Source organism: Streptomyces sp. NPDC043685 (genome assembly GCF_056436585.1).
The window spans coordinates 646927-671513 of record NZ_JBWKCH010000006.1; the positions used below are offsets into that span (position 1 = coordinate 646927).

24 protein-coding genes are annotated in these 24587 nt (G+C 71.7%); 13 read left to right on the plus strand and 11 right to left on the minus strand.

Going from position 1 to position 24587, the window contains the following annotated elements; translation table 11 throughout:
- The first annotated feature begins 88 nt into the window (after positions 1–88).
- Positions 89–1768 carry an AMP-binding protein gene (locus AC0665_RS22770; RefSeq protein ID WP_478603797.1) on the plus strand — a complete coding sequence of 560 codons (1680 nt, stop codon included), beginning with the start codon at positions 89–91 and terminating at the stop codon, positions 1766–1768.
- Positions 1765–3351 carry an AMP-binding protein gene (locus AC0665_RS22775; RefSeq protein ID WP_478705677.1) on the plus strand — a complete coding sequence of 529 codons (1587 nt, stop codon included), beginning with the start codon at positions 1765–1767 and terminating at the stop codon, positions 3349–3351. The genes AC0665_RS22770 and AC0665_RS22775 overlap by 4 nt, the downstream gene beginning before the upstream one ends.
- Before the next feature lie 18 nt (positions 3352–3369).
- Here AC0665_RS22775 and AC0665_RS22780 read toward each other — a convergent pair whose 3' ends face one another.
- Both AC0665_RS22780 and AC0665_RS22785 read right to left on the minus strand, forming a co-directional pair.
- Positions 3370–3876, minus strand: a complete 507-nt coding sequence (locus AC0665_RS22780) for a GNAT family N-acetyltransferase (protein WP_478510275.1) — start codon at positions 3874–3876, stop codon at positions 3370–3372.
- A 41-nt stretch (positions 3877–3917) separates the two neighbouring features.
- Positions 3918–4937 (minus strand): hypothetical protein, encoded by a 1020-nt coding sequence (locus AC0665_RS22785; RefSeq protein ID WP_478705678.1) that lies wholly within the window; start codon positions 4935–4937, stop codon positions 3918–3920.
- Positions 4938–5147: 210 nt separating this feature from the next.
- On the opposite strand from AC0665_RS22785, the gene gcl reads away from it, so the two are divergent.
- Positions 5148–6932 carry a glyoxylate carboligase gene (gcl, locus tag AC0665_RS22790; protein ID WP_478705679.1) on the plus strand — a complete coding sequence of 595 codons (1785 nt, stop codon included), beginning with the start codon at positions 5148–5150 and terminating at the stop codon, positions 6930–6932.
- Between the two features lie 214 nt (positions 6933–7146).
- A complete protein-coding gene (locus AC0665_RS22795) occupies positions 7147–7596 on the plus strand; it encodes a barstar family protein (protein WP_478705680.1) in 450 nt (149 codons plus the stop codon).
- Between the two features lie 93 nt (positions 7597–7689).
- Here AC0665_RS22795 and AC0665_RS22800 read toward each other — a convergent pair whose 3' ends face one another.
- The 4 genes from AC0665_RS22800 to AC0665_RS22815 form a co-directional block, all read right to left on the minus strand.
- The gene (locus tag AC0665_RS22800; protein WP_468403265.1) at positions 7690–7926 is read right to left on the minus strand and encodes a hypothetical protein; all 237 of its coding nucleotides are present in this window, start codon (positions 7924–7926) and stop codon (positions 7690–7692) included.
- A gap of 306 nt (positions 7927–8232) precedes the next feature.
- Positions 8233–9690: a catalase gene (locus AC0665_RS22805; RefSeq protein ID WP_468403267.1), complete on the minus strand. Its 1458-nt coding sequence runs from the start codon at positions 9688–9690 to the stop codon at positions 8233–8235.
- A gap of 207 nt (positions 9691–9897) precedes the next feature.
- On the minus strand, positions 9898–10791 hold the full coding sequence (locus AC0665_RS22810; RefSeq protein ID WP_478705681.1) for a 2-hydroxy-3-oxopropionate reductase: 894 nt from the start codon (positions 10789–10791) through the stop codon (positions 9898–9900).
- A 27-nt stretch (positions 10792–10818) separates the two neighbouring features.
- Positions 10819–11640 carry a TIM barrel protein gene (locus AC0665_RS22815; protein ID WP_478705682.1) on the minus strand — a complete coding sequence of 274 codons (822 nt, stop codon included), beginning with the start codon at positions 11638–11640 and terminating at the stop codon, positions 10819–10821.
- Between the two features lie 160 nt (positions 11641–11800).
- On the opposite strand from AC0665_RS22815, the gene AC0665_RS22820 reads away from it, so the two are divergent.
- The 8 genes from AC0665_RS22820 to AC0665_RS22855 all read left to right on the plus strand — a co-directional run bounded on the left by AC0665_RS22820 (position 11801) and on the right by AC0665_RS22855 (position 19281).
- Positions 11801–12052 carry a hypothetical protein gene (locus tag AC0665_RS22820; protein ID WP_468403273.1) on the plus strand — a complete coding sequence of 84 codons (252 nt, stop codon included), beginning with the start codon at positions 11801–11803 and terminating at the stop codon, positions 12050–12052.
- Positions 12049–12417, plus strand: coding sequence for a helix-turn-helix domain-containing protein (locus tag AC0665_RS22825; protein ID WP_189593286.1), 369 nt, complete (start codon positions 12049–12051; stop codon positions 12415–12417). The genes AC0665_RS22820 and AC0665_RS22825 overlap by 4 nt, the downstream gene beginning before the upstream one ends.
- 132 nt (positions 12418–12549) lie before the next feature.
- Positions 12550–13059, plus strand: coding sequence for a 2-oxo-4-hydroxy-4-carboxy-5-ureidoimidazoline decarboxylase (gene uraD / locus AC0665_RS22830; protein WP_468403275.1), 510 nt, complete (start codon positions 12550–12552; stop codon positions 13057–13059).
- Between the two features lie 7 nt (positions 13060–13066).
- Positions 13067–13465 (plus strand): hydroxyisourate hydrolase, encoded by a 399-nt coding sequence (gene uraH, locus AC0665_RS22835; RefSeq protein WP_478705683.1) that lies wholly within the window; start codon positions 13067–13069, stop codon positions 13463–13465.
- 6 nt (positions 13466–13471) lie between these two features.
- The gene (gene pucL / locus AC0665_RS22840; RefSeq protein WP_478510269.1) at positions 13472–14419 is read left to right on the plus strand and encodes a factor-independent urate hydroxylase; all 948 of its coding nucleotides are present in this window, start codon (positions 13472–13474) and stop codon (positions 14417–14419) included.
- Between the two features lie 117 nt (positions 14420–14536).
- Positions 14537–15916, plus strand: a complete 1380-nt coding sequence (locus AC0665_RS22845; RefSeq protein WP_478510268.1) for an 8-oxoguanine deaminase — start codon at positions 14537–14539, stop codon at positions 15914–15916.
- Between the two features lie 262 nt (positions 15917–16178).
- Positions 16179–17567 (plus strand): nucleobase:cation symporter-2 family protein, encoded by a 1389-nt coding sequence (locus AC0665_RS22850; protein WP_478705684.1) that lies wholly within the window; start codon positions 16179–16181, stop codon positions 17565–17567.
- Positions 17568–17649: 82 nt separating this feature from the next.
- Positions 17650–19281, plus strand: coding sequence for a serine/threonine-protein kinase (locus tag AC0665_RS22855; protein WP_478705685.1), 1632 nt, complete (start codon positions 17650–17652; stop codon positions 19279–19281).
- On the opposite strand, the gene AC0665_RS22860 is transcribed toward AC0665_RS22855, so the two are convergent.
- The 3 genes from AC0665_RS22860 to AC0665_RS22870 form a co-directional block, all read right to left on the minus strand.
- Complete coding sequence (locus AC0665_RS22860; protein ID WP_478705686.1) at positions 19278–19700, minus strand: acyl-CoA thioesterase; 423 nt, start codon at positions 19698–19700, stop codon at positions 19278–19280. The genes AC0665_RS22855 and AC0665_RS22860 overlap by 4 nt on opposite strands.
- A gap of 79 nt (positions 19701–19779) precedes the next feature.
- A complete protein-coding gene (locus AC0665_RS22865) occupies positions 19780–20412 on the minus strand; it encodes a hypothetical protein (protein ID WP_478603765.1) in 633 nt (210 codons plus the stop codon).
- A 94-nt stretch (positions 20413–20506) separates the two neighbouring features.
- Complete coding sequence (locus tag AC0665_RS22870) at positions 20507–21715, minus strand: pyridoxal phosphate-dependent aminotransferase (protein ID WP_478603763.1); 1209 nt, start codon at positions 21713–21715, stop codon at positions 20507–20509.
- An 87-nt stretch (positions 21716–21802) separates the two neighbouring features.
- Between AC0665_RS22870 and AC0665_RS22875 the strand changes: the two genes are divergently transcribed.
- Positions 21803–22459 carry a winged helix-turn-helix transcriptional regulator gene (locus AC0665_RS22875; RefSeq protein WP_478603761.1) on the plus strand — a complete coding sequence of 219 codons (657 nt, stop codon included), beginning with the start codon at positions 21803–21805 and terminating at the stop codon, positions 22457–22459.
- Between the two features lie 67 nt (positions 22460–22526).
- On the opposite strand, the gene AC0665_RS22880 is transcribed toward AC0665_RS22875, so the two are convergent.
- Positions 22527–23318 carry a hypothetical protein gene (locus AC0665_RS22880; protein WP_478603759.1) on the minus strand — a complete coding sequence of 264 codons (792 nt, stop codon included), beginning with the start codon at positions 23316–23318 and terminating at the stop codon, positions 22527–22529.
- Positions 23318–24583 carry a VWA domain-containing protein gene (locus tag AC0665_RS22885; protein WP_478603757.1) on the minus strand — a complete coding sequence of 422 codons (1266 nt, stop codon included), beginning with the start codon at positions 24581–24583 and terminating at the stop codon, positions 23318–23320. The genes AC0665_RS22880 and AC0665_RS22885 overlap by 1 nt, the downstream gene beginning before the upstream one ends.
- Positions 24584–24587: the final 4 nt, after the last annotated feature.

The following is a 24587-nucleotide window of genomic DNA, read 5'->3' on the forward strand; positions in this document are numbered from 1 at the left end:
CCCCCCGTTCGGGGGTAGTGAGACCCGCATCACGGATTACACGATGGCTCGGAGCCGCCCGGCAATGGTCCGGTACCCAGGAGGACAGATGACATCGGCGACGGAGATGTTCCGCGAGGCGCGGGACTTCCTGCTGGAACACCGTGAGGACTACCCGACGGCCTACGCGGGCTTCCGCTGGCCCCGCCCCGAGTACTTCAACTGGGCGCTGGACTGGTTCGACGAGATCGCCGACGGCAACGCCCGCACCGCCCTGCACCTCGTCGAGGAGGACGGCCGGGAGACCGAGCTGTCCTTCGGCGAGATGTCCGTGCGGTCGGCGCAGTTCGCCACCTGGCTGCGCGACCGGGGCGTGCGCGCCGAGGACCGCATCCTCGTCATGCTCGGCAACCAGGCCGAACTGTGGATCACCGCCCTCGCCGCGATGAAACTGCGCGCGGTGGTCATCCCGGCCACTCCGCTGCTCGGCCCCGCCGACCTGCGCGACCGGGTCGAGCGCGGCCGGGTCCGGCACGTCATCACACGCCCCGAGGACACCGGGAAGTTCGCCGAGGTCCCCGGCGACTACACCCGCATCGCCGCGGGCGCCGCGGGCGCGGTGCCGCAGGGCTGGCTGCCGCTGGACGACGCCTACGGCGCCTCCGCCGCCTTCACCCCCGACGGCCCGACCCGGGCCGACGACCCGCTGATGCTCTACTTCACCTCGGGCACCACCGCCCGGCCCAAACTCGTCGAGCACACCCACACGTCGTACCCGATCGGCCACCTGTCGACCATGTACTGGATCGGCCTGAAACCCGGCGACGTGCATCTGAACATCTCCTCACCCGGCTGGGCCAAGCACGCCTGGTCCAACCTCTTCGCCCCGTGGAACGCCGAGGCGACCGTCTTCCTGCACAACTACACGCGTTTCGACGCCGTTCGTCTCATGACCGAGATGGACCGGGCCGGCGTCACCACCTTCTGCGCCCCGCCGACCGTGTGGCGCATGCTCATCCAGGCCGACCTGACCCAGCTGCGCACCCCGCCGCGCGAGGTCGTCGCGGCCGGTGAGCCGCTCAACCCGGAGGTCATCGAACAGGTCCGCCGCGCCTGGAACCGCACCATCCGGGACGGCTTCGGCCAGACCGAGACGGCCGTCCAGGTCGCCAACAGCCCCGGCCAGCCGCTCAAGACCGGCTCGATGGGCCGTCCCAGCCCCGGTTACCGCGTCGAACTCCTCGACCCGGTCTCCGGTGCCCCGGGCGCCAGGGAGGGCGAGATCGCCCTCGACCTCTCGGAGCACCCTGTCGGCCTGATGACCGGCTACCACGGCGACGCCGACCGCACGGCGGAGGCGATGGCGGGCGGCTACTACCGCACCGGAGACGTCGCCTCCAGGGACGACGAGGGATACCTGACGTACGTCGGGCGCAGCGACGACGTCTTCAAGGCCTCCGACTACAAGATCAGTCCGTTCGAGCTGGAGAGCGCGCTGCTGGAGCACGAGGCGGTCGCCGAGGCGGCGGTCGTGCCCGCCCCGGACGAACTGCGGCTCGCCGTCCCCAAGGCCTACGTCGTCCTGGCGGAGGGCTGGCAGCCCGGCCCCGACACGGCCAAGGTCCTGTTCGAGCACTCCCGCCAGACGCTGGCCCCCTACAAGCGCATCCGCCGCCTGGAGTTCGGCGAGCTGCCCAAGACCGTCTCCGGCAAGATCCGCCGCATCGAGCTGCGTGAGGCCACGGCGGCCGGGTCGGACGCCGAGTACCGCGAGGAGGACTTCCGGTGAATTCCTACAGTCACGGCACCGGCGCCACGGCGCTGCTCGGCGACACCATCGGGGACGACCTGGACCGGGCGGTGGCCGCCTGGCCGGACCGCGAGGCGCTGGTCGACGTACCGTCCGGACGGCGCTGGACGTACGCCGAGTTCGGCGCGGCGGTCGGCGAACTGGCCTCCGCCCTGCACTCCTCCGGCGTCGCCAAGGGCGACCGGGTGGGCATCTGGGCGGTCAACTGCCCCGAGTGGGTGCTCGTCCAGTACGCCACCGCCCGCCTCGGCGCGATCATGGTGAACATCAACCCGGCGTACCGCACCCACGAGGTGGAGTACGTGCTGAAGCAGGCCGGTGTGTCCCTGCTGTTCGCCTCCCTCGGCCACAAGACGAGCGACTACCGGGCGATGGTGGACCAAGTGCGCGGCCACCTGCCGGAGTTGCGGGAGGTGGTCTACTTCGGCGACCCGGGCTGGGAGGCGCTGCTCGGGCGGGCGACCCCCGACGCGGTGTACGACGACCTGTCCTGCGACGACCCGATCAACATCCAGTACACGTCGGGCACGACGGGCTTCCCGAAGGGCGCGACACTCTCCCACCACAACATCCTCAACAACGGCTATTTCGTGGGGGAGACGCTCGGCTACTCCGAGCAGGACCGGATCTGCATCCCGGTGCCCTTCTACCACTGCTTCGGCATGGTGATGGGCAATCTCGCCGCCACCTCGCACGGCGCCTGCATGGTCATCCCGGCCCCCTCCTTCGACCCGAAGGCCACCCTCGAGGCCGTCCAGCAGGAGCGCTGCACCTCCCTCTACGGCGTCCCGACCATGTTCATCGCGGAGCTGAACCTCCCCGACTTCGCGAGCTACGACCTCACCTCCCTGCGCACCGGCATCATGGCGGGCTCGCCCTGCCCGGTGGAGGTGATGAAGCGGGTGGTCGCCGAGATGCACATGGCGGAGGTCTCCATCTGCTACGGCATGACCGAGACGTCCCCTGTGTCCCTGCAGACCCGCAGGGACGACGACCTGGAGCACCGCACCGGCACGGTCGGCCGGGTCCTGCCGCACATCGAGGTGAAGATCGTCGACCCCGCGACGGGCGTCACCCGACCGCGCGGTGAGGCGGGGGAGTTGTGCACCCGCGGCTACAGCGTGATGCTCGGCTACTGGAACGAGCCCGAGAAGACCGCCGAGGCCGTCGACGCGGGCCGCTGGATGCACACGGGCGACCTCGCCGTGATGCGCGAGGACGGCTACGTCGAGATCGTCGGCCGCATCAAGGACATGATCATCCGGGGCGGCGAGAACATCTACCCGCGCGAGATCGAGGAGTTCCTCTACGGCCACCCGAAGATCCAGGACGTCCAGGTCGTCGGCGTCCCGCACGAGCGCTACGGCGAAGAGGTCCTCGCCTGCGTCATCGCCCGCGACCCGGCCGACCCGCCCACGCTGGAGGAGCTCCGGGCCTTCTGCAAGGGGCGGTTGGCCCACTACAAGGTCCCGTCCCGGGTGCGGATCCTCGACTCCTTCCCGATGACGGTGTCCGGGAAGGTACGGAAGGTGGAACTGCGCGAGAGGTTCGCGGACGGCTGACAGGCACGGGTTCGCCGGTCACAGCGGCGCGCGCATGCACACCCGTGGCCAGCGGTCCAGGCCGTGCGCGGCCTCCGTCGCGCGGATCTCGCGCAGGCCGGGGGTCAGGTCCGCATCGGCCAGGGGGCAGAAGCCGAGGCGTGCGTAGTAGGGGGCGTTCCACGGGACGTCCGTGAAGGTCGTCAGCGTCAGGGCCGTCAGGCCCTCCTCACGGGCGTGGCCGGCGGCGTGGGCCAGCAGGGCACGGCCCACACCCCGGCGTGCGGCGCGCGGGTGGACCGAGACCTGCTCGATGTGCAGGGCGCCGTCGACGGGGTCCGCGACGAGATAAGCGGCCGGCCGGTCCCCGTCGTCCACCGCGACCCAGCAGCGGCCCGCGCGGCGGTAGCGCTCCAGGACGTCCAGCGCGGGCGGCTCGTCGTCGGCGATCTCCGGCATGCCGAGGTCGTGGAAGGGCGCGCCGGCGGCCCGTTCGATGTCCTGGAGCACTGGCAGGTCGGCTCGGGTGGCGGGGCGGATGCGCATGCGGCGAGTATCCGTGAGCGGGTGGTGCGGCGGGCCCGGGTTCAGGAGGTCCGCTTCCCGGGGCCGGCGGCGACCAGCGTCTCGGCCGGGGCGTTCACCGGCCGGGGTGTGCCGGTGAGGTCCAGGACGAACAACGGGACGCCCAGGGCGTCGGCGCGGGCCCGGGCGTCGTCCGCGTACCCGGCGAGGGAGAAGTAGAGGCCTTCGGCCGACTCGGTCATGGCTGTCAGCCACAGGCACTCCACGTCCCGCAGCGTCGCCGGGCGCACGGCCGGATCGACCTGCGCGAGGACGCCGCGGGCGGCCAGCCCGATGCCGGACGGGGGCCGCTGGTCCGCCCGGCGGACGCCCCGGTAGCCGAGCCAGCGCAGATACAGCGCGGTGGCCGTGACGGCGTCGAGGGCCGTGCGGATGGTGACGGACCGGAAGGGAGGCTGGGCGGAGCCGACGTCGGCGGCGGGCGCGGCGGCGGCCTCACGCGGACCGGCCGCGTGATCGGGGCCGGGGGTGCCGTCCTGGTCTGCCGCGGGGATGCCGTCCTGGTCCGCCGACACGTCCTGGCCGTGGGGGTCGCACCGGCCCGCTGCCGTGCCCGGGTCGTGGGGGCGGCCTTGCCGGTGCGCCGCCGTGCCCTGCCCGCGGGCGTCCTGTCGGCCCGACGCGGTGCCCGGCTCGCGGGTGTCCGCCTGGCCTGTCGCTGTGTCTGCGATGAGGGCGTCCTCCTGGTCCGTCGCCGTGTCCTGCCCGCCGGTGAGGGGCGTTTCCCCGGTCGGTGCGTCCCGGTGCACGTCGCCGGGGCGGGCCTCCACCACCGCCACCCGCAGGAGCACCCCGCACGCGCACCCCACCTCCGGGCGTGGCCACTCGCCGCGCCGCCCGCAGGATCCGCACCGCACCGTCACCCAGTCGTCCTGCCAGACCCGGTGCGAGACGGGCGTCGCCGAGCCGGCCCGGTCCAGGAGCGGGGCGACCGGCGCACCGCACACACAGGGGTAGGCCGGAGCCGTGTAGCGGTGCTCGCGGCGGCAGGCGGGGCAGCGCACCGGAACGGTCTCGGCCATGGCCACTCCAGAACCGTGTCGCGTCGGGACAGCGGTGCCCATCGTGCTCCCTCGAACCGCCGCCTGTCCGGCGCTTGCCGTCTCTTGACGCCCTTCACCCGCCCCGCATACATTCATTCCAGATCGTAGAAAACAATTTCCGCATTACGGAAGAGCTCACCGCGGGGCGCGACGGGAGTGCGAATCCGACAGCCGAAGCAGGAGTACTCGATGGCTCGAATGACCGCTGCCCGCGCGGCAGTTGAGATCCTCAAGCGCGAGGGCATCACCGACGCGTTCGGTGTCCCGGGCGCGGCGATCAACCCCTTCTACGCGGCGCTCAAAGCCTCCGGCGGCATCGCCCACACCCTCGCCCGGCACGTCGAGGGCGCCTCGCACATGGCCGAGGGCTACACCCGGACCCGTCCGGGCAACATCGGCCTGTGCATCGGCACTTCGGGCCCGGCCGGCACCGACATGATCACGGGCCTGTACTCCGCGATCGGCGACTCCATCCCGATCCTGTGCATCACCGGCCAGGCCCCGACCGCGGTGATCCACAAGGAGGACTTCCAGGCCGTCGACATCGCCTCCATCGCCAAGCCGGTCACCAAGATGGCCGTCACCGTCCTGGAGGCCGCGCAGGTCCCGGGCGTCTTCCAGCAGGCGTTCCACCTGATGCGCTCCGGCCGTCCCGGGCCCGTCCTCATCGACCTGCCGATCGACGTGCAGCTGACGGAGATCGAGTTCGACCCGGAGACCTACGAGCCGCTCCCGGTCTACAAGCCTGCCGCCAGCCGTGCCCAGATCGAGAAGGCGATCGGGATGCTGAACGCCTCGCAGCGGCCCCTGATCGTCGCGGGCGGCGGCGTCATCAACGCGGACGCCGCCGAACTGCTCGTCCGTTTCGCCGAGTTGACCGGCACCCCCGTCGTCCCCACCCTGATGGGCTGGGGCCTGCTGCCCGACGACCACGAGCTGAACGCCGGCATGGTCGGCCTCCAGACCTCGCACCGCTACGGCAACGCGACCTTCCTGGAGTCCGACTTCGTCCTCGGCATCGGCAACCGCTGGGCCAACCGTCACACCGGCAGGCTCGACGTCTACACGGCCGGTCGGACGTTCGTCCACGTCGACATCGAGCCCACCCAGATCGGCAGGATCTTCGCCCCGGACTACGGCATCGCCTCCGACGCCAGGGCAGCCCTGGAGCTGTTCGTCGAGGTCGCCGAGGAGCTGAAGGCCGAGGGCCGGCTGCCCGACCGCTCCGCGTGGGCCGCCTCCGCACAGGAGCGCAAGGCGACCCTCCAGCGCCGTACGCACTTCGACGACATCCCGATCAAGCCGCAGCGCGTCTACGAGGAGATGAACAAGGCCTTCGGCCCGGAGACCCGGTACGTCTCCACCATCGGTCTCTCGCAGATCGCCGGCGCGCAGATGCTGCACGTCTACCGGCCCCGGCACTGGATCAACTGCGGCCAGGCCGGCCCGCTCGGCTGGACCATCCCGGCCGCGCTCGGCGTCGCGAAGGCCGACCCCGAGGCGCCCGTCGTCGCGCTCTCCGGCGACTACGACTTCCAGTTCATGCTGGAGGAACTGGCCGTCGGCGCACAGCACAGGATCCCGTACGTCCACGTCCTGGTGAACAACTCCTACCTGGGGCTGATCCGCCAGGCGCAGCGGGCGTTCGACATCGACTTCCAGGTCAAGCTGGAGTTCGAGAACATCAACGCGCCCGAACTCGGCGTCTACGGCGTCGACCACGTCAGGGTCGCCGAGGGCCTGGGCTGCAAGGCGATCCGCGTCACCGACCCCGCCGAGCTGGGCGGTGCCTTCGAGCAGGCCAAGAAGCTGGCCGCGGAGTACCGGGTCCCGGTCGTCGTCGAGGCGATCCTGGAGCGCGTCACCAACATCTCCATGTCGACGACGAACGACATCGGCAACGTCGTGGAGTTCGAGGAGATCGCCACGGAGCCGGGCCATGCGCCGACGTCGATCAAACCGCTGAAGGTCTGAGGCCCGCACGGCGCAAGGGGCGGCCCGTCCGGAAGGACGGAGCCGCCCCTCACGCGTTCCCGGCCACCTCGAAATGCGCCGGGCACCTCACTCGCCGCCCCCGCCTTCGCCTGCACCGCCGCCGCACGCCGGACAAAGGCGCCCGCCGCACGGTACGCGCGGCGGTGGTGGCGGTCGATCCGGACCGGGAAGAGGCACCGGTACGGTGCCGAGCATGGTGATCGACGAAGGCTTCCACGAGGTTTCCGGTGCGGACGTCCCCGGGGTGGTCGAGGAGGCCTCCCGCCAGGGCGTGCCCGTGTTCACACTGTCCACCGGCGGGCGGACCGACGAGGAGGCGTTCTTCGCGGCGGTGCGGCAGACGCTGCCGCTGGACCCGCCGCTGGGGACCTTCCGGAGGGTGTGGGACGCCCTCTCGGATTCGGTCTGGGGCGGGCTCCGGGCGCTGGAGGCTCCCCGCGTGGTCATCGTCTGGCCCGACGCCGGGCCCGTCGCGGACGCGCACGGTGATCTCCGGATCGCGCTGGACATCCTCCGCGACCTGGTCGCGACCCACGCGGAAGCCCGGTACACCGGCGGAAGGCCGACCCGGATCTCGGTCTACGTCGCACCGGCCTCAGGCGCTGGAGGAGAAACGCCGGCGGAGGGTCGAACGGCTTCCTGACACCCCTTCGTCACCCGGGCAGGGGCAGGGGCAGGGGCAGGGGCAGGGAACGGGCCGTGGGGAGGGGGCGGGTGCGGCAACGCGTCGGCGCGCTCACGCGTCGTGGTGCTCCGAAAGGCCCGGCCAGTCGTCCGGGCCGCCGCCCTGCCACTCGACGAGATCGCTCTCCGCGACATCGGTGACGTACAGGTCGGCCAGGCGCAGGATCTCGGCGACGTCGTCGGTGTGCGTGGCGACGCCCAGCGGCTCCTCACCCAGGGTGACCCGGCGGGAGCCGTCCAGGGCAGGAGCGTGGACCACGACATGCGGATGCTCGGCGGGAGGTGCCATGCCTCCAGGCTGCTGCGAACGGGACGGTTCCGCACCCCGGGGACGGGCTGGCCGTCCGGCGGCGCGAGGCTGGGCGCGACAGGACGTTCGCGCCGCCGGACGGGGTTCGGGGAGAGGGGTGGTACTGGGACCGCGGCGGGTGCGACGGGCTCCGGGGCCGGTTTCCCTCAGGTCGAGAAACCGGCCCGGGCCCTTCACCACCGCACTGGCTCGCAGCCGCCGCGGTCCGCGCCCTGACCGTGCCCGTGCCCGGGGGACCACCCCTCATCCGGGTCGCCCCGGGCTTGTCGGGCACGGTCAGGGGGTTCAGTCCTCGCGCAGGGCGCGGACCGCCTCCTCCACGCGCCGCCCGTACTCGGGGTCGGCGGCGTGGAAGTGCGCGAGGTTCTTGTCGATCACGTCGTCGCGGGAGACCTGGGACAGGCCCCCGGCGATGTTCGCGACCAGGCGGGACTTCTCCTCGGCGGACATCAGCCGGTACAGCTCGCCCGCCTGGAAGAAGTCGTCGTCCTTGGTGTGCGCGGGCGCCGCGTGGGTGCCCGTGTGGCCGGAGACCGCCAGCGGCGCCGACAGCGGGCGGCCGGTCTCGACCGGGCCGTCGTAGGAGTTCGGCTCGTAGTTCTTGGCGTACCGGCCCTGCGGGTTGGACGCCATGAGGCCGTCCCGGCCGTAGTTCTGCGCGGTCGTGGCCTTCGGCGCGTTGACCGCCAGCAGCGTGTGGTTGACGCCCAGGCGGTAGCGGTGGGCGTCCGCGTAGGCGAAGAGCCGGCCCTGGAGCATCTTGTCGGGTGAGGGGCCGATGCCCGGCACGAAGTTGTTCGGGGAGAACGCGGCCTGCTCGACCTCCGCGAAGACGTTGTCCGGGTTGCGGTCCAGCACCAGCCGGCCCACGCGCCGCAGCGGGTAGTCCGCGTGCGGCCACACCTTCGTCAGGTCGAACGGGTTGAAGCGGTACTCCGCCGCCTCGGCCGCCGGCATGATCTGGACGTACAGGGTCCAGGACGGGTGCACGCCCCGCTCGATGGCCTGGAGCAGGTCCGTCTGGTGCGAGCCCGGGTCCTTGCCCGCGATCTCGGCCGCCTGCTCGCTGCTCAGGGACCGGACGCCCTGGTTGGTCTTGAAGTGGTACTTGACGAAGAAGGCCTCGCCCCGGCCGTTCGTCCACTGGTAGGTGTGCGAGCCGTAGCCGTTCATGTGGCGGTACGAGGCCGGGATGCCGCGGTCGCCCATCAGCCAGGTCACCTGGTGCGTGGCCTCGGGGGAGTGGGCCCAGAAGTCCCAGACGTTGTCCGGCTCCTGACGGCCCGTGAACGGGTCGCGCTTCTGCGAGTGGATGAAGTCCGGGAACTTGATCGGGTCCTTGATGAAGAACACCGGGGTGTTGTTCCCGACGAGGTCGTAATTGCCTTCCTCCGTGTAGAACTTCACCGCGAAACCGCGCGGGTCGCGCACCGCGTCCGCGCCGCCGAGCGAGTCGGCCACGGTCGAGAAGCGCACGAACACCTCGGTGCGCTTGCCCACCCCGCCGAGGAAGTCGGCGTGCGTGAACTCCGTGACGTCGTCGGTGACTTCGAAGTGTCCGTAGGCGCCCGAGCCGCGGGCGTGCACCACGCGCTCCGGGATGCGCTCGCGGTTGAAGCGCGCCAGCTTCTCCAGCAGATGCTGGTCCTGGAGCAGGAGCGGGCCGCCGATGCCGGCGGTGGCGGAGTTCTGGTTGTCGGCGACGGGGGCGCCGGACTCGGTGGTGAGCACGCGCTGCGACATCGTGACCTTCCGTACGAGAGGGCAGCGGAAAAATGTTTCCGCTTTGTGGAGCCTAGGATCGGGGTGAGCGGGGCGTCAACAGTTTGTTGAAGCGAAGGGCATGGCTGGTTCCGGGCGGCGCCGCCCCTCTGGGCGCGACAGGACAGGTGTCAGGGGCGGCGCCGCCCGGGTCTGGGGACCCCCGGGGTCACGAGGGCCGGGCAGGGGTCAGAGCTGCGCGCCGGAGAGCCGCTCCACGGCCCGCAGCAGCGCCGAGTGGTCCAGGCCGCCGTCGCCCTGCGCGCGCAGGCTCGCGATCAGCTGGGCGACCACGGCACCGACGGGCAGGGCCGCGCCGACGGTGCGGGCGGCGTCGGTGACGATGCCCATGTCCTTGTGGTGCAGGTCGATCCGGAAGCCCGGCTTGAAGTCGCGGGCGAGGAAGTTGTCCTTCTTGCGGGTCAGCACGGTCGAGCCGGCGAGCCCGCCGCCCAGGACGTCCAGGGCGGCCTTCAGGTCCACGCCGGACTTCTCCAGGAAGACCACGGCCTCGGCGCACGCCTGGATGTTCACGGCGACGATCAGCTGGTTGGCGGCCTTCACGGTCTGGCCGGAGCCGTGCGGGCCGCACAGCACGATGGTCCTGCCGAGCGCCTGGAAGATCGGCTCGGCCTCGTCGAAGTCGGCCTGCTCGCCGCCCACCATGATGGACAGCACCGCCTCGATCGCGCCGGCCTCACCGCCGGACACCGGGGCGTCCAGTATGCGAACGCCCTTGTCCTTCGCGGCCTTCGCCAGGTCGACCGAGGTCTGCGGGGTGATCGAGGACATGTCGATCAGCAGCGCCCCGGACCTCGCGTTCTCCAGGATGCCGTCCGGGCCGTAGGCGATGGCCTCGACCTGCGGGGAGGCCGGGACCATCGTGATGACGACGTCGGCGTCCCGCACGGCCTCGGCGATCGAGCCGGCGGCGGTGCCGCCGGCGGCGGCCAGGCGGTCCAGCTTGTCCTGCTCCAGGGTGTAGCCGGTGACCTGGTAACCCGCCTTGATCAGGTTCTCGGACATGGGGGAGCCCATGATGCCGAGGCCGATCCAGGCCACCTTGGGGAGAGTGGTGCTCATGATGGGGTGCCTTTCGGTGAAGGGGGGTCAGCGGGACAGCCAGTCGAAGGCCTCGGCGCTCGGGCGGTCGCCCGGCTTGTACTCGAGGCCGACCCAGCCGTCGTAACCCGCCTTGTTCAGTCGGTCGAGGAGGTCTTCGAGGGGCAGCGAGCCCGTGCCCGGCGCGCCGCGGCCCGGGTTGTCGGCGATCTGCACGTGCCCGGTCTTCGAGGCGAACCGCTCGATGACCGACGGGAGGTCCTCGCCGTTCATGGACAGGTGGTAGAGGTCCATGAGGAAGCGGGCGTTGCCCAGCCCGGTCGCCTCGTTGACCCGGTCGACGACCTCCACGGCCGCCGGGGCCGACACCAGCGGGTACAGCGGGGACTCGGGCCGGTTCAGCGCCTCGATCAGCACGATCGCGCCGATCCGGTCGGCGGCCCGGGCGGCGAGGACCAGGTTCTCCAGCGCGAGCGCGTCCTGCTCGGCCGGGTCCACGCCCTCGACGCGGTTGCCGTACAGCGCGTTGAGCGCCGTGCAGCCCAGGGAGGCGGCGAAGTCGGCGGCCACATCGATGTTGGCGCGGAACCGCTCCGACTGCGCGCCGGGGATCGACAGGGCGCCGCGGTCCGGGCCCGGGAGCTGCCCGGCGTAGAAGTTCAGGCCGGTCAGCTGTACGCCGGCGTCCTCGATCGCGCGCTTCAGGGCGTCGAGCTCGGACCGCTCGGGGACGGGTGAGTCGACCCAGGGCCACCACAGCTCGACCGCGGAGAAGCCCGCCGCGGCGGCCGCCGCGGGACGCTCCAGGAGGGGGAGCTCCGTGAAGAGGATCGACAGGTTGACGTTGAAGCGCTGGTCTGCGAATCCCATCGGGGCGGCGCTCCCTTCCGTGTCTTCCATGGTGCGTCACCCATGGCGCTTATTCCGTATTGCGGAATCTTACTTCTGCTTAACGGAAGATTGCCTGTGCGGTGCGAGGGCTGTCAAGAGGGGCTGCCGGAAAGCCCGCCCCGCGCGTTAGGTTGAGCGCGTGCGACTGAGAGTGGAGTTCACGACCGAGCCGTTCGACCTGGACGAGGCCCCCGCGCACGCGGTGGTGGCCCGCGAGGTCGTGGAGGCCGCCGAGCTGGACGCCGTGGACGTGGGCCCGTTCGGCAACACCGCGCAGGGCGGTGCCGACGCGGTGCTCGCCGCCGTGGACGCCCTGCTCCGCAGGACGCTGGAGGCCGGCGCCACCCGGGTCACGCTCCAGGTCAACGTGGTCGAGGAGGGCGAGGCGTGAGCGGCGCGGGGGACGAGCCGTTCATCGCGGCCGTCAAACCCCTGGTCGACGCCATGGGCGGCGAGATGATCCCGCCCGACGAGGCCGGCCCCGACGACGTCGTCCTCGCCTGGGAGGGCCGGGACGCCGTCGCCGTGCGGCTGCCGCAGCTCGCCGACTCCCTCGATCACATCCTGGCCGCCATGGAGCGCCGCAAGGGCATGCCGCTGGCCGATCTGGACCGCAGGGCCAAGCAGGAGGTCGTACGGATACTCGAGGCGCGCGGCGCCTTCTCCGTACGGCACGGGGTGGAGACCGTGGCGAGCGCCCTCGGCGTCAGCCGCTTCACCGTCTACAACTACCTCAACCGCGAGAAGGGGGCCTGAGGGTCCGCGCGGCACCGGTCCGGTTTCACGCCACCGAATTTTCAACAAACTGTTGACGTGCTGTCGCGGAAGGGCGTTAGCTAGCGGCACGCCCGTTCAGCACGAAGGCCGTATCCGGCCACGGAGGCTCCCGTGACGTCCACTTCCACGCCGCCGGGCCTGGCCCGGTTCAACACGCTCGAGGAGCACGCGGCCCTCACCGCCCTCCACGAGGCGTGCGCCTCCACGGCGTGGGCGAAGCGCCTGCTGGCCGCCCGCCCCTACGCCACCTTCGAGGACCTGTACGCCGCGAGCGACGCCGCCATGGCGGAGCTGACCGCCGCGGACCTCGACGAGGCCATGGCCGGTCACCCACCCATCGGCCGCCCCAAGCCCGGTGACCCCACCTCGGCGCGGGAGCAGCGCGGCATGGCCGGCGCCTCCGACGCGCTCAAGGCGGAGATGCTGGAGCTGAACCTCGCCTACCAGGAGAGGTTCGGGCACGTCTTCCTGATCTGCGCCACCGGCCGCACCGGCGAGCAGATGCGCGACGCGGTCAGGGAGCGGATCGGCAACACGCCGGAGCAGGAGCGGGAGATCGTCCGCACCGAACTGGGGAAGATCAACCGCATCCGTCTGGCCCGACTCGTCGAAGAGGACTGACAGCACCATGAGCACCTCCGCCACCGCCTCCGTGTCCACGCACATCCTGGACACCAGCGTCGGCCGCCCCGCCGAGGGCGTCGCCGTCCGGCTCCGCGCCCGCACCGGCCGGAGTGCTGACTGGCAGGCGCTCGGCGGCTCCGCGACCGACGCGGACGGGCGGTGCAAGGACCTGCCGGCGCTGCCGGAGGGCACCACCCACGTACGGCTCGACTTCGCGGTGGAGCCGTACTTCGAAGAATCTGCGAAGAAGCAAGCCGATGCGCAGCAGGACGCCCCCGCGAATCGGGACAGCGGTGCGTTCTTTCCAGAGGTGGTGATCACCTTCGCCGTAGAGGCCGGTGAGCACTACCACGTACCGCTGCTGCTCAACCCGTTCGGCTACTCCGTATACCGAGGGAGCTAGCTAAAGATGGCAGACATTTCCCGCCCTGCCCGTCCTGTGATCCTGGGACAGAACCAGTACGGCAAGGCCGAGAACCGGGTCGTCAAGATCACGCGGGACGGCGCCACCCACCACATCAAGGACCTGAACGTCTCCGTCGCCCTGAGCGGCGACATGGACGAGGTCCACTACTCCGGCTCGAACGCGAACGTCCTGCCGACCGACACCACCAAGAACACGGTGTACGCGTTCGCCAAGGAACACGGCATCGAGTCCGCCGAGCAGTTCGGCATCCACCTCGCCCGGCACTTCGTCACCAGCCAGGAGCCGATCCACCGGGCCCGCATCCGCATCGAGGAGTACGCCTGGGAGCGGATCGAGGCCTCCGACGCCACCTCGCAGTTCATCGGCGCTGACGAGGTCAAGCACTCCTTCGTCCGCAAGGGCCAGGAGACCCGGCTGACCCAGATCACCTACGACGGCGAGAAGTGGGAGGTGATCTCGGGCCTGAAGGACCTCGTCGTGATGAACTCGACCAACTCCGAGTTCTGGGGCTACGTCAAGGACAAGTACACGACGCTGAAGGAGGCCTACGACCGCATCCTGGCCACCGAGGTCTCCGGCCGCTGGCGGTTCAACTGGACCGACGACGAGCAGCGCATGCCGAACTGGGAGAAGTCCTACGAGCAGGTGCGCAAGCACATGCTCCAGGCCTTCGCCGAGACGTACTCGCTCTCGCTCCAGCAGACGCTGTACCAGATGGGTTCGCGGATCATCAACCACCGCAGCGAGATCGACGAGGTCCGCTTCTCCCTGCCGAACAAGCACCACTTCCTGGTCGATCTGGAGCCGTTCGGGCTGAAGAACGACAACGAGGTGTACTACGCCGCCGACCGCCCCTACGGCCTGATCGAGGCGACGATCCTCAGGGACGGCTGCGAGGCGCGGATCCCCGAGGACCTCACCAACCTCTGACGTTCCCTCTTTCGGCACCCGTGGCCGGGGAACCCTCCTCCCGGCCACGGCACTCAAAATCCCAGGGTCCTGCCGTGCCCTCTCCAATTCAGCACACTCCGTGAAAAGGGACGAACCATGGCAGCAGAGCGGCGCATCGTCATCGAGAACTGCGCGATCGCGACCGTCGACGGACACGACACCGAGTACGCCTCCGGACACGTCGTCCTCGCCGGCAACCGCATCGAGTCCCTCGGCGCGGGCGCGGCCCCCGAGGGCCTGGACAACGTCGCACGCCGTATCGACGCCTCCGGCCACCTCGTGACCCCCGGCCTGATCAACACCCACCACCACTTCTACCAGTGGATCACCCGCGGCCTGGCCACCGACCACAACCTCTTCGACTGGCTCGTCGCGCTCTACCCCACCTGGGCGCGCATCGACGAGCCGATGGTCCGTGCGGCCGCCCAGGGCTCCCTCGCCATGATGGCCCGCGGCGGCGTCACCACCGCCATGGACCACCACTACGTCTTCCCGCGGGGCTCCGGCGACCTCTCCGGCGCGATCATCGGCGCCGCCCGCGACATGGGCGTCCGCTTCACCCTCGCCCGCGGCTCCATGGACCGCAGCGAGAAGGACGGCGGCCTGCCCCCGGACTTCGCCGTCGAGACCCTCGACGGGGCGCTGGCCGCCACCGAGGAGACCGTGCGCCGGCACCACGACTCCTCCTTCGACGCCATGACCCAGGTCGCCGTCGCACCCTGCTCCCCCTTCTCCGTCTCCACCGAACTGCTCCGCGACGGCGCCCAGTTGGCCCGCCGACTCGGTGTCCGCCTGCACACCCACGGCTCGGAGACCGTGGAGGAGGAGAAGTTCTGCCATGAACTGTTCGGCATGGGCCCGACCGACTACTTCGAGTCCACCGGCTGGCTCGGCGAGGACGTGTGGATGGCGCACTGCGTCCACATGAACGACTCCGACATCGCCGCCTTCGCCCGCTCCCGCACCGGCGTCGCGCACTGCCCGTCCTCCAACGCCCGCCTCGCCGCCGGAATCGCCCGCGTCCCCGACATGCTCGCGGCCGGCGTCCCCGTCGGACTCGGCGTCGACGGCACCGCCTCCAACGAGTCCGGCGAACTCCACACCGAGCTGCGCAACGCCCTCCTCATCAACCGCCTCGGCGCCCACAGGGAAGCCGCCCTGAACGCCCGTCAGGCCCTGCGCCTTGGCACGTACGGCGGCGCCCAGGTGCTGGGCCGGGCGGCGGAGACCGGCTCCCTGGAGCCCGGCAAGCTCGCCGACCTCGTGCTGTGGAAGCTGGACACGCTCGCCCACGCCTCCATCGCCGACCCGGTGACCGCCCTGGTCTTCGGCGCGGCCGCCCCGGTCACCGCGTCCTTCGTGGACGGCCGGCAGATCGTCGAGGACGGGCGGCTGCTCACGGCCGACGAGGACGCCATCGCCCGCGCCACGCGCGAGCAGGCCCGGCGCCTGGCGGAGATCGCCGCCCGGGCCTGAACACCCCGATGACTCCGGCCGGGAGGGACGGCTCCCGGCCGGTGGCCGTGAACCCGAGCGGGGTCCACGGCGGTCGTCTCCGGGGCGCACGTACCCGCGCGCCCCGGAACGGCCACCCCGTCCGCCGCATGCCCGGTCCCTCCCCAAGGTCTCGGCTTCGCCCGAGCAGGGAGGCACCCCCCATGACCACACCCGCACCACCTCCCTGACACCCACGGCGGCCCTCGGGCACAGCCGTGTAACCGACCGGAGGGACGCCGCCGTGGCCGACCACCCCGTTGACGAAAAACTCCCCGCGCTCAAGATGGCGACGACCGGCCTCCAGCACGTGGCCGCCATGTACGCCGGAGTCGTCGCCCCACCCCTGATCGTCGGCGCGGCCATCGGCCTGACCGCCACCGACCTGACCTTCCTCACCGGCGCCTGCCTGTTCACCGCGGGCCTCGCCACCTTCCTGCAGACCCTCGGCATCTGGAAGATCGGCGCCCGGCTGCCGTTCGTCAACGGCGTCACCTTCGCCGGTGTCGCCCCGATGACCGCGATCGTCGCCTCCACCGAGGACAAGTCCGACGCCCTGCCGATCATCTTCGGCGCGGTCGTCGTCGCCGGACTCCTGGGCTTCCTGGCCGCCCCCGTCTTCTGCAAGGCGATCCGCTTCTTCCCGCCCGTCGTGACCGGCACGGTCATCACCCTCATCGGCATATCCCTGCTCCCGGTCGCCTTCGGCTGGGCGCAGGGACCGAACCCGGCCGCCCACGACTACGGTTCGGCGACCAACCTGGGGCTCGCCGCCGCCACCCTGCTGATCGTCCTGTTGCTGCGCCGCTTCACCACGGGCTTCGTCAAGCAGATCGCCGTGCTGCTCGGCCTGGTGATCGGCACGCTCATCGCGATCCCGTTCGGCGCCACGGACTTCGGCCCGGTCACGGACGCGGCCGTCATCGGCTTCCCCGCCCCGTTCCACTTCGGCGCACCGCAGTTCCAGCTCGCCGCGATCATCTCGATGTGCGTGGTGATGGTGGTGTCGATGACCGAGTCGACCGCCGACATGCTGGCGTTGGGCGAGATCGTCGAGCGCCCGGCCGACGAGAAGACCATCGCCGCCGGCCTGCGCGCCGACACCCTCGGCTCGGCGATCAGCCCCCTCTTCAACGGCTTCATGTGCAGCGCCTTCGCGCAGAACATCGGCCTGGTCGCCATGACGAGGATCCGCAGCCGGTACGTCGTCGCCGCGGGCGGCGGCTTCCTGGTGCTGATGGGCCTGTGCCCGATGGCCGCCTCGCTGATCGCCGTCGTACCGCGCCCGGTGCTCGGCGGGGCCGGCGTGGTCCTGTTCGGCTCGGTCGCCGCCAGCGGCATCCAGACCCTGGTCCGGGCCGCCCTGGACAAGGACAACAACGTCCTGATCGTGGCCGTCTCGCTGGCCGTCGGCATCATCCCCATCACGGCGCCGGAGTTCTACCACGCCTTCCCGGAGACGGCCCGCATCGTCCTGGACTCGGGCATCTCCACGGGCTGTGTGGCCGCCGTGCTGCTCAACCTCGTCTTCAACCACCTGGGCAAGGGCACCCGCGACGCCCAGGACGTGACCCACCCGATGGAGACGGGCGAGGAGCTCACGGGCCCACCCAAGGCCCCGGCCGCGTCCTGAGCCCGCCGGACTCCGCTTAGGCTTCTGCCTTGGTCAACCCGTGGTTGACCGGGGGATCAGGGGACAAGGGGGAGACGGGCCGATGAACCACGCGACCGAGGTGTTCCAGCCGTTGCGGGCGGACGATCCGCCCGTGGTCGCCGGGTACCGCCTCGTGGCCCGGCTCGGCGCGGGCGGCATGGGCCGCGTCTACCTGTCGCACACGCAGGGCGGGCGGCCGGTGGCCCTCAAGGTGATCCGGCCGGAACTGGCCGACGACCCCGACTTCCGGCGCCGGTTCCGCCGGGAGGTGGAGGCGGCCCGGCGGGTCCGGGGCGCCTACACGGCCGAGCTGATCGACGCCGACGCCGACGGCACACCGCCCTGGGCGGCCACGCTGTACGTGCCCGGCCCGTCCCTCACCGACGCCGTCGCCCGGCGCGGTCCGCTGCCCGTCCCCGCGGTGCTGTGGCTGATGGCGGGGGTGGCCGAGGCACTCCAGGCCGTCCACGCCGCCGGCATCGTGCACCGCGACCTCAAGCCGTCCAACGTGCTGCTCGCCGCCGACGGACCGCGCGTGATCGACTTCGGCATCTCGCTGGCCGCCGACTTCACCTCGTACACCGTCACCGGCGCCGCCGTGGGCACGCCCCACTTCATGGCTCCTGAGCAGGCGTCCGCGGGCGAGGTCACGGCGGCCACCGATGTCTTCGCGCTGGGCCAGACGGCCGCGTTCGCGGCCCTCGGCCGCCCGCTCTACGGGGAGGGCCCCGCGGTCGGCGTGCTGTACCGGATCGTGCACGACCGGCCCGAGCTGTCCGTGCTGCCCGAGCAGCTCCGACCGCTGTTCGCCCGCTGCCTTGCCGCCGACCCGAAGGACAGGGCGGACCTGGCGGAGGTCGTCGACTGGTGCCGGCGGCGACTGGGGCCGGACGCCGACGCGGGCGCGGGCCCGGCCGTGTGGCGGGACGTCATGGGACCGGAGCCGACGGTCCCGTCCCCGCTCCCCACTCCCACGCGCGTCATGCCCGAGCCGCTGGTCGTCACCCAGCCGCAGCGGCTGCCCGGCCGGCCGGGAGAGCGGCGGACGCGGCGACGGCGCACCGCGCTGATCACGGCCGCGGCCGTGACGGCGGGGGCGGCGGCGCTCGGGGGCCTGCTGTGGACGGTCCAGGACGCGGGCGACAGGTTCCACGACTGGGTGGCGGGCGCACCGGCGAGCCCGGACCCGCACCGGTCCGGGCGGTCGTCGGGGCCGGGGCCGTCGACGGAGTCCGAAGGCCGGACCGAAGCGTCGGGGACCGTCGGGCGGACGCCGGAGGGGGCCGAGCCCTCCCCGGCGAAGTCACCGTCACCACCGCGGGTCGAATCACAGGCCCTGCTGATGCTGACCCCGGAGAGCTCGCTGAGTTTCCGCGAGCCGTTCATGCGCGACGACCGCAAGGGGGACATCCGCTTCGACTGCGAGAACGTCGGCTGCGCCGTGGAGAGCGACACCAGCGTCTTCCTTCAGCTGTTCGGCAAGGCGGGGGCCACCCTCGACGAGTGCCGGCTGATGCTCGCCAGTGCCGACCGGCACCGCTGGACCCTGGCCGGGGCGGCCGCCGGCACCGAGATCTGCGTCAAGCACAAGAACGGGGACATCGCCCTGCTCGTGCTCCAGACCAAGTTGACGGCGCTGCCCGACATCGCCTTCCTGCAACTGGACATGACGATCTGGCGAGACGCCGCCTAGAGCCCGAACAGCGCCGGGTTCGACGCCAGCTTCCGGAGGACGTCCGCGGGGTCGGCGACCATCCTGCGCTTCTCCAGGTCCAGGATGCCGCCGACCGCCGTGATCTCGGCCGCCACCGTGCCGTCGGCCTTCACGACGCTCTGCCGGATCCGGAACGTCTTGCCTCCGCCCCACTCGAAGGCGCAGGTCACCTCGACCTCGTCGCCCGCGAGCAGCTCACGTTGGTAGCGGATGGTTGTCTCCAGGGCGACCGGGCCCACGCCGCTGCCGATGAGGGCGGACTGACTGATCCCCGCGGCCTGGAGCAGCGACCAGCGGGCGTGCTCCGCGTAGTTCAGGTAGACCGCCTGGTTGAGATGCCCCTGCACATCCGTCTCGTATCCACGGACGGTCACAGGGACGGAAAACGGCTCGCTCACGGCTTTCCCTTCTCGCGCCGGATCTCTCGCACCGGACTCTCGTGCACTGCGCAACGACCCACCGATCTTGGCATGCCCCTCACATCCGGCGCGGCGAAGCGAGCAGATACCGGTCCCCGCCGCGCGGCTCGCGGTGCTCGCTCACCTGCCAGCCCGCCCCTTCCAGGGTGGCCGCGCAGGCCCGCAGCGCCTCTGTGTCCGGCTCGTGCACGGCGACGGCCTCCGGCTGCGGGGTCTCCCGTACCCGGTAGCCCCCGCCCTCCTGCCCCGCCGGAGCGTGCCCGGCGGCCTCCAGGGCCAGCGCGGCGGCCTGTACCAGATGCCCGCGCTCCCAGCCGCACGGCCGGTCCACGGACCCGTCCGGGTTGGTCATCCGGCGCAGCTCCAGCAGCCCCTGCCAGGCGCTGTGCACCTCCCGGCGCCGGGCGGGCCCGGCCTGCGCCGCACCTTGCTCACCACCGACGCGGGCGGCGAACACGCCCGTCGCCGCCGGGGTCCGCTCCCCGGTGGTCACGGGCGCCTGTGTGATGCCCTGCCGCACCCGGTGCCCCTCCGGCGTCAGGAAGTGATCGTGCGGCGGGCGGGGGTGGCGGAAGGCGAAGCCCCGCTTCACCAGTGCCGTGAGCTGCGACTCCGTGCCCCGGAGCCGCCCGGTGACGGGGTCGGCGGCATCGATGACACGCCGCTGCGCGGCGGTCGGCGGTCGGGTCACGGCGTAATCCTCTCCGGCCGGTCTCGGGCACGGGCCCACCTGCTCGAAGGCTACGACCCGCCACTGACAGCCGCGTCCCCACCGGCCGCCCCGGCTACTGGCGGTACCCGCCGAGGAAGCGCCCGATCCGGCCGATCGCCGCCTCCAGGTCCTCCGCGTGCGGCAGCGTCAGGATGCGGAAGTGGTCCGGGGCCGGCCAGTTGAAGCCGGTGCCCTGGACCACCTGGATCTTCTCCCGCAGCAGCAGGTCCAGCACGAACCGCTCGTCGTCGTGGATCCTGTGCACCTTGGGGTCGAGGCGAGGGAAGGCGTACAGCGCGCCCTTCGGCTTCACACAGGTCACCCCCGGGATCTCGTTGAGCATCCGCCAGGCCACGTCCCGCTGCTCCAGCAGCCGCCCGCCCGGTGCGGTCAGCTCGCGGATGGACTGCCGGCCGCCGAGCGCGGCCTGGATGGCGTACTGCGCGGGCGCGTTGGCGCACAGCCGCATGGAGGCCAGCATGGTCAGGCCCTCCAGGTAGTTCTTCGCGTGCTGCCTCGGGCCCGTCACCACCAGCCAGCCGGAGCGGAAGCCCGCCACGCGGTAGGTCTTGGACAGGCCGCAGAAGGTGAGGACCACCAGGTCCGGGGCGAGGGCGGCGGCCGAGTGGTGCACGGCGTCGTCGTAGAGGATCTGGTCGTAGATCTCGTCGGCGAAGACCATGAGGCCGTGCCGCCGGGCGAGGTCGAGGATGCCCTCGACGATCTCCCTGGGGTAGACCGCGCCGGTGGGGTTGTTCGGGTTGATGATCACGACCGCCTTCGTCCGGTCGGTGATCTTCGCTGCCATGTCGTCGAGGTCGGGGTACCAGTCGGCCTGTTCGTCGCACAGGTAGTGGACCGCCTTGCCGCCCGCGAGGGTCGTCACCGCCGTCCAGAGGGGGAAGTCGGGGGCGGGGATCAGGATCTCGTCGCCGTCCTCGATGAGCGCCTGGACGGCCATCGACACCAGTTCCGAGACGCCGTTGCCGAGGAAGACATCGTCGACGCCGACCTCCAGGCCGAGCGTCTGGTACCGCTGGGCCACGGCGCGGCGGGCCGAGAGGATGCCGCGCGAGTCGGTGTAGCCGTGGGCCTGCGGCAGCATCCGGATCATGTCCTGGAGGATCTCCTCCGGTGCCTCGAACCCGAACAGCGCCGGATTGCCGGTGTTCAGGCGCAGCACGCTGTGGCCCGCCTTCTCCAGTGCGTTGGCCTGCTCGATGACCGGGCCGCGGATCTCGTAACAGACCTCGCTGAGTTTGCTCGACTGCCGGAACTCCATGCGCTGCTTCCCCTCTGGCGACTGGTGTTGCTTGGTTTTACCAAGTAGGCGCTTGGAAAGTCCAACAAGTTGTCTAGACTGCGTCGCATGCCACCTCGCCGAAGCTACGACCAGTACTGCTCCGCCGCCCGTGCGCTCGACGTCGTCGGTGACCGCTGGACCCTGCTGATCGTCAGGGAGCTCCTCGCCGGTCCCCGCCGCTACACCGACCTGCACGCGGATCTGCCCGGCGTCAGCACGGACGTACTCGCCTCGCGGCTGAAGGACATGGAGCGCGACGGTCTGGCGACCCGGCGCCGGCTGCCGCCGCCCGGTGCGGCGTACGTGTACGAAGTCACGCCTCGCGGACGCGCGTTGCTGCCCGTGCTCCAGGCGCTGGGGGAGTGGGGGCAGGCAGAACTCGGTGAGCGCAGGCCGACGGACGCGGTGCGGGCGCACTGGTTCGCCCTGCCCCTGCTGCGCCTGCTCGACGGCGAGGGACTCGTCGAAGTGCGGCTGGAGGAGGGCCTGTTCCATCTGCACGCCGGTGCCGAGGACGGGCCCGTGTACGGCGACGGACCCGCCCCCGCGGAGCCGGACGCCCGGCTGGTCCTGGACACCGCCACGTGCACGGCCCTGGCCCGCGGGGAGCTGAGCCTGGCCCAGGCCGTGCGGGACGGCCGGGCCGGGGTGAGCGGCGAGGGCGCCCTCGCCACGTCACTGCGCGAGGAAGGCGAGAAGGCCCGCACGGGGCGGGCCTTCTGAAAGCCGGTCAGGTTCTGAGCGGTCAGGTGTGGGGCTGTCAGGTGTGGGGCGGTCAACCGTGGGCCGGTCAGGTGCCCGGCGGCACCCGGGAGGGCCGTCCCGTCCCGCGCGTCAGCGCGTACCCGCCGACCCCGGCCAGGGCGGCGAGCACGCCACCGAGCGCCGTCCACACCCAGCGGTCCGACCACCAGCCGGACGCCCAGCCGTCCTCGGGTTCCAGTCCGGCCAGCACCGCGGCGTCCTCGCGCTCCTCGCCGGGCTTGCTGGCGATCCCGGGCACCAGCGGCTCGGCGAGCGAGCCGTCCACCGCCGCCGATCCGCCGATGTCCTTGGAGTCCACCCGCATCTCGGTGTCGACCCGGAGGCCGAGGTCGGCGGTGGGGACGCCGATGGCCGTCAGCCGGACGTAGTAGGTGCCGGGCAGCGGGTCGTTGGCCCACGGCTCCGACCAGGCCCGGACCGTGCGCAGCACACAGGCGAGTTCGACGGAGGAGGCGTCCGCAGCGGCCGTGCGCGTCTGCGCCCCGTACTGACAGGCCTGACGGCGGCGCAGACCGTCGTAGACGTCGATCTGCCAGGTCTGGGAGGCGTGGGTCTCCGGGAGCTTCACCTTCGCCTCGACGGTGGGGCGCTGACCGGTGTCCGCGGGGAACGACCAGTACAGGTAGTCCCCCGTGGAGCCGCTCGCCGTGGCCGACCGGCCCTGCTCGATCTCCGCCGCCGTACGGAACGATGTGCCGGCCCGCGTGGGGGCCGACGCGCCGTCCTGCGACGGGCTCGGCGAGGCGTCGGCGGCCGCCGGGGCTGCCGCCACACCGAGGAACAGCAGTGCCATGCTCAACGCTCGTGCCACTCGCATCAGTTGGTCCTCCAGACCGCGACCCGCCAGCGCGACAGCCAGCCCCAGACGAGACCGGCGAGGAAGCCGGTGAGGATCAGCACGCCGAGCAGCCACCAGCCGCGGCCCAGACCGAAGGCGGCCACGTCGCCGGCCTGGCTGGGGGCGTCCACGATGTCCACCGTCAGCTCCAGCGGCAGGCCCGGCGTGGTCTTCACGCCCGAGGCCGCCGAGAAGGAGTGCGAGACGGACAGGCACACCGCCTCGGCGGGCGCGTCCTCGTCGTCGCTGTCGGCCTTCGGGTAACGCAGGCCCGTCGAGATCACGTCGGTACGGCCGTTGCCCGCGGCCTCGCCGCGCACGATCTCGCGGCCCTTGGACGTCACGGCCCGCATCAGCACCCCGTAGCCGGGGTTCACGGCCCGGTCCGCGGCGACGCTCACCGAGGCGCGCAGCTCCTGCCCCGGCCGCACGTCCACCCGGTACCAGCGCTGCTGCCCGAACTCGGCGCGGTCGGTGTACAGGCCCGACTTCAGCGCCGGCGCCCCGGCACACCGGTCGGCACCCTCCGCCGGCACCGGCGTCACCACCGGATCGGCCGCCCGGTCCACCAACTCGTTCACCCGGTCGGTGAGTTCGTCCTGATGCTCGACCGAGGTGTAGGTGCCGCCGGTGGCCTCGGCGATGCAGCTCAGCTGCCGGCTCAGCTTGGCGGTGGGCACCAGGCCCAGCGTGTCGATGGTCAGGCCGATGCCCTTGGCCGCGATCTCGCGGGCCACCTCGCACGGGTCGAGCGGGGCGCAGGTGTCCTCGCCGTCGCTGATCAGCACGATGCGCTTGGAACCGCTGCCCCCGTCCAGGTCACCGGCCGCCTTCAGCAGGGCCGGGCCGATCGGCGTCCAGCCCGTCGGGCTGAGCGTGGCGACGGCCGTCTTGGCCTCCGTGCGGTCGAGCGGACCGACCGGGTAGAGCTGCGCGGTGTCCTTGCAGCCCGTCTTCCGGTCGTCCCCCGGATAGTTCGCGCCGAGGGTGCGGATGCCGAGTTCGACCTCCTCGGGCGTCGCGTCGAGCACCTCGTTGAACGCCTGCTTCGCGGCGGCCATCCGCGACCGGCCGTCGATGTCCCGCGCCCGCATCGAGCCGCTCACGTCGAGGACGAGGTCGACCTTGGGGGCGTCCTGGCCCGTGGGTTCACCGGCCAACGCCCCGGCCGGGAAGGCGAGCCCGGCCGTCAGCGCGGCGAGCAGGGTACAGACCCCTGCCGCCAGCCGTGTTCTTGTGATCATCGCC

Coding starts and splice junctions, on each gene's coding strand:
- AC0665_RS22785 (WP_478705678.1), bottom strand. CDS start 4,937: ATGGCCGAGACCGTTCCGGTGCGCTGCCCCGCCTGCCGCCGCGAGCAC.
- AC0665_RS22885 (WP_478603757.1), bottom strand. CDS start 24,583: ATGATCACAAGAACACGGCTGGCGGCAGGGGTCTGTACCCTGCTCGCC.
- AC0665_RS22770 (WP_478603797.1), top strand. CDS start 89: ATGACATCGGCGACGGAGATGTTCCGCGAGGCGCGGGACTTCCTGCTG.
- AC0665_RS22870 (WP_478603763.1), bottom strand. CDS start 21,715: ATGGAGTTCCGGCAGTCGAGCAAACTCAGCGAGGTCTGTTACGAGATC.
- AC0665_RS22810 (WP_478705681.1), bottom strand. CDS start 10,791: ATGAGCACCACTCTCCCCAAGGTGGCCTGGATCGGCCTCGGCATCATG.
- AC0665_RS22780 (WP_478510275.1), bottom strand. CDS start 3,876: ATGCGCATCCGCCCCGCCACCCGAGCCGACCTGCCAGTGCTCCAGGAC.
- AC0665_RS22845 (WP_478510268.1), top strand. CDS start 14,537: ATGGCAGCAGAGCGGCGCATCGTCATCGAGAACTGCGCGATCGCGACC.
- AC0665_RS22805 (WP_468403267.1), bottom strand. CDS start 9,690: ATGTCGCAGCGCGTGCTCACCACCGAGTCCGGCGCCCCCGTCGCCGAC.
- pucL (WP_478510269.1), top strand. CDS start 13,472: ATGGCAGACATTTCCCGCCCTGCCCGTCCTGTGATCCTGGGACAGAAC.
- AC0665_RS22800 (WP_468403265.1), bottom strand. CDS start 7,926: ATGGCACCTCCCGCCGAGCATCCGCATGTCGTGGTCCACGCTCCTGCC.
- AC0665_RS22795 (WP_478705680.1), top strand. CDS start 7,147: ATGGTGATCGACGAAGGCTTCCACGAGGTTTCCGGTGCGGACGTCCCC.
- AC0665_RS22880 (WP_478603759.1), bottom strand. CDS start 23,318: ATGCGAGTGGCACGAGCGTTGAGCATGGCACTGCTGTTCCTCGGTGTG.
- AC0665_RS22815 (WP_478705682.1), bottom strand. CDS start 11,640: ATGGGATTCGCAGACCAGCGCTTCAACGTCAACCTGTCGATCCTCTTC.
- gcl (WP_478705679.1), top strand. CDS start 5,148: ATGGCTCGAATGACCGCTGCCCGCGCGGCAGTTGAGATCCTCAAGCGC.
- uraH (WP_478705683.1), top strand. CDS start 13,067: ATGAGCACCTCCGCCACCGCCTCCGTGTCCACGCACATCCTGGACACC.
- AC0665_RS22875 (WP_478603761.1), top strand. CDS start 21,803: ATGCCACCTCGCCGAAGCTACGACCAGTACTGCTCCGCCGCCCGTGCG.
- AC0665_RS22855 (WP_478705685.1), top strand. CDS start 17,650: ATGAACCACGCGACCGAGGTGTTCCAGCCGTTGCGGGCGGACGATCCG.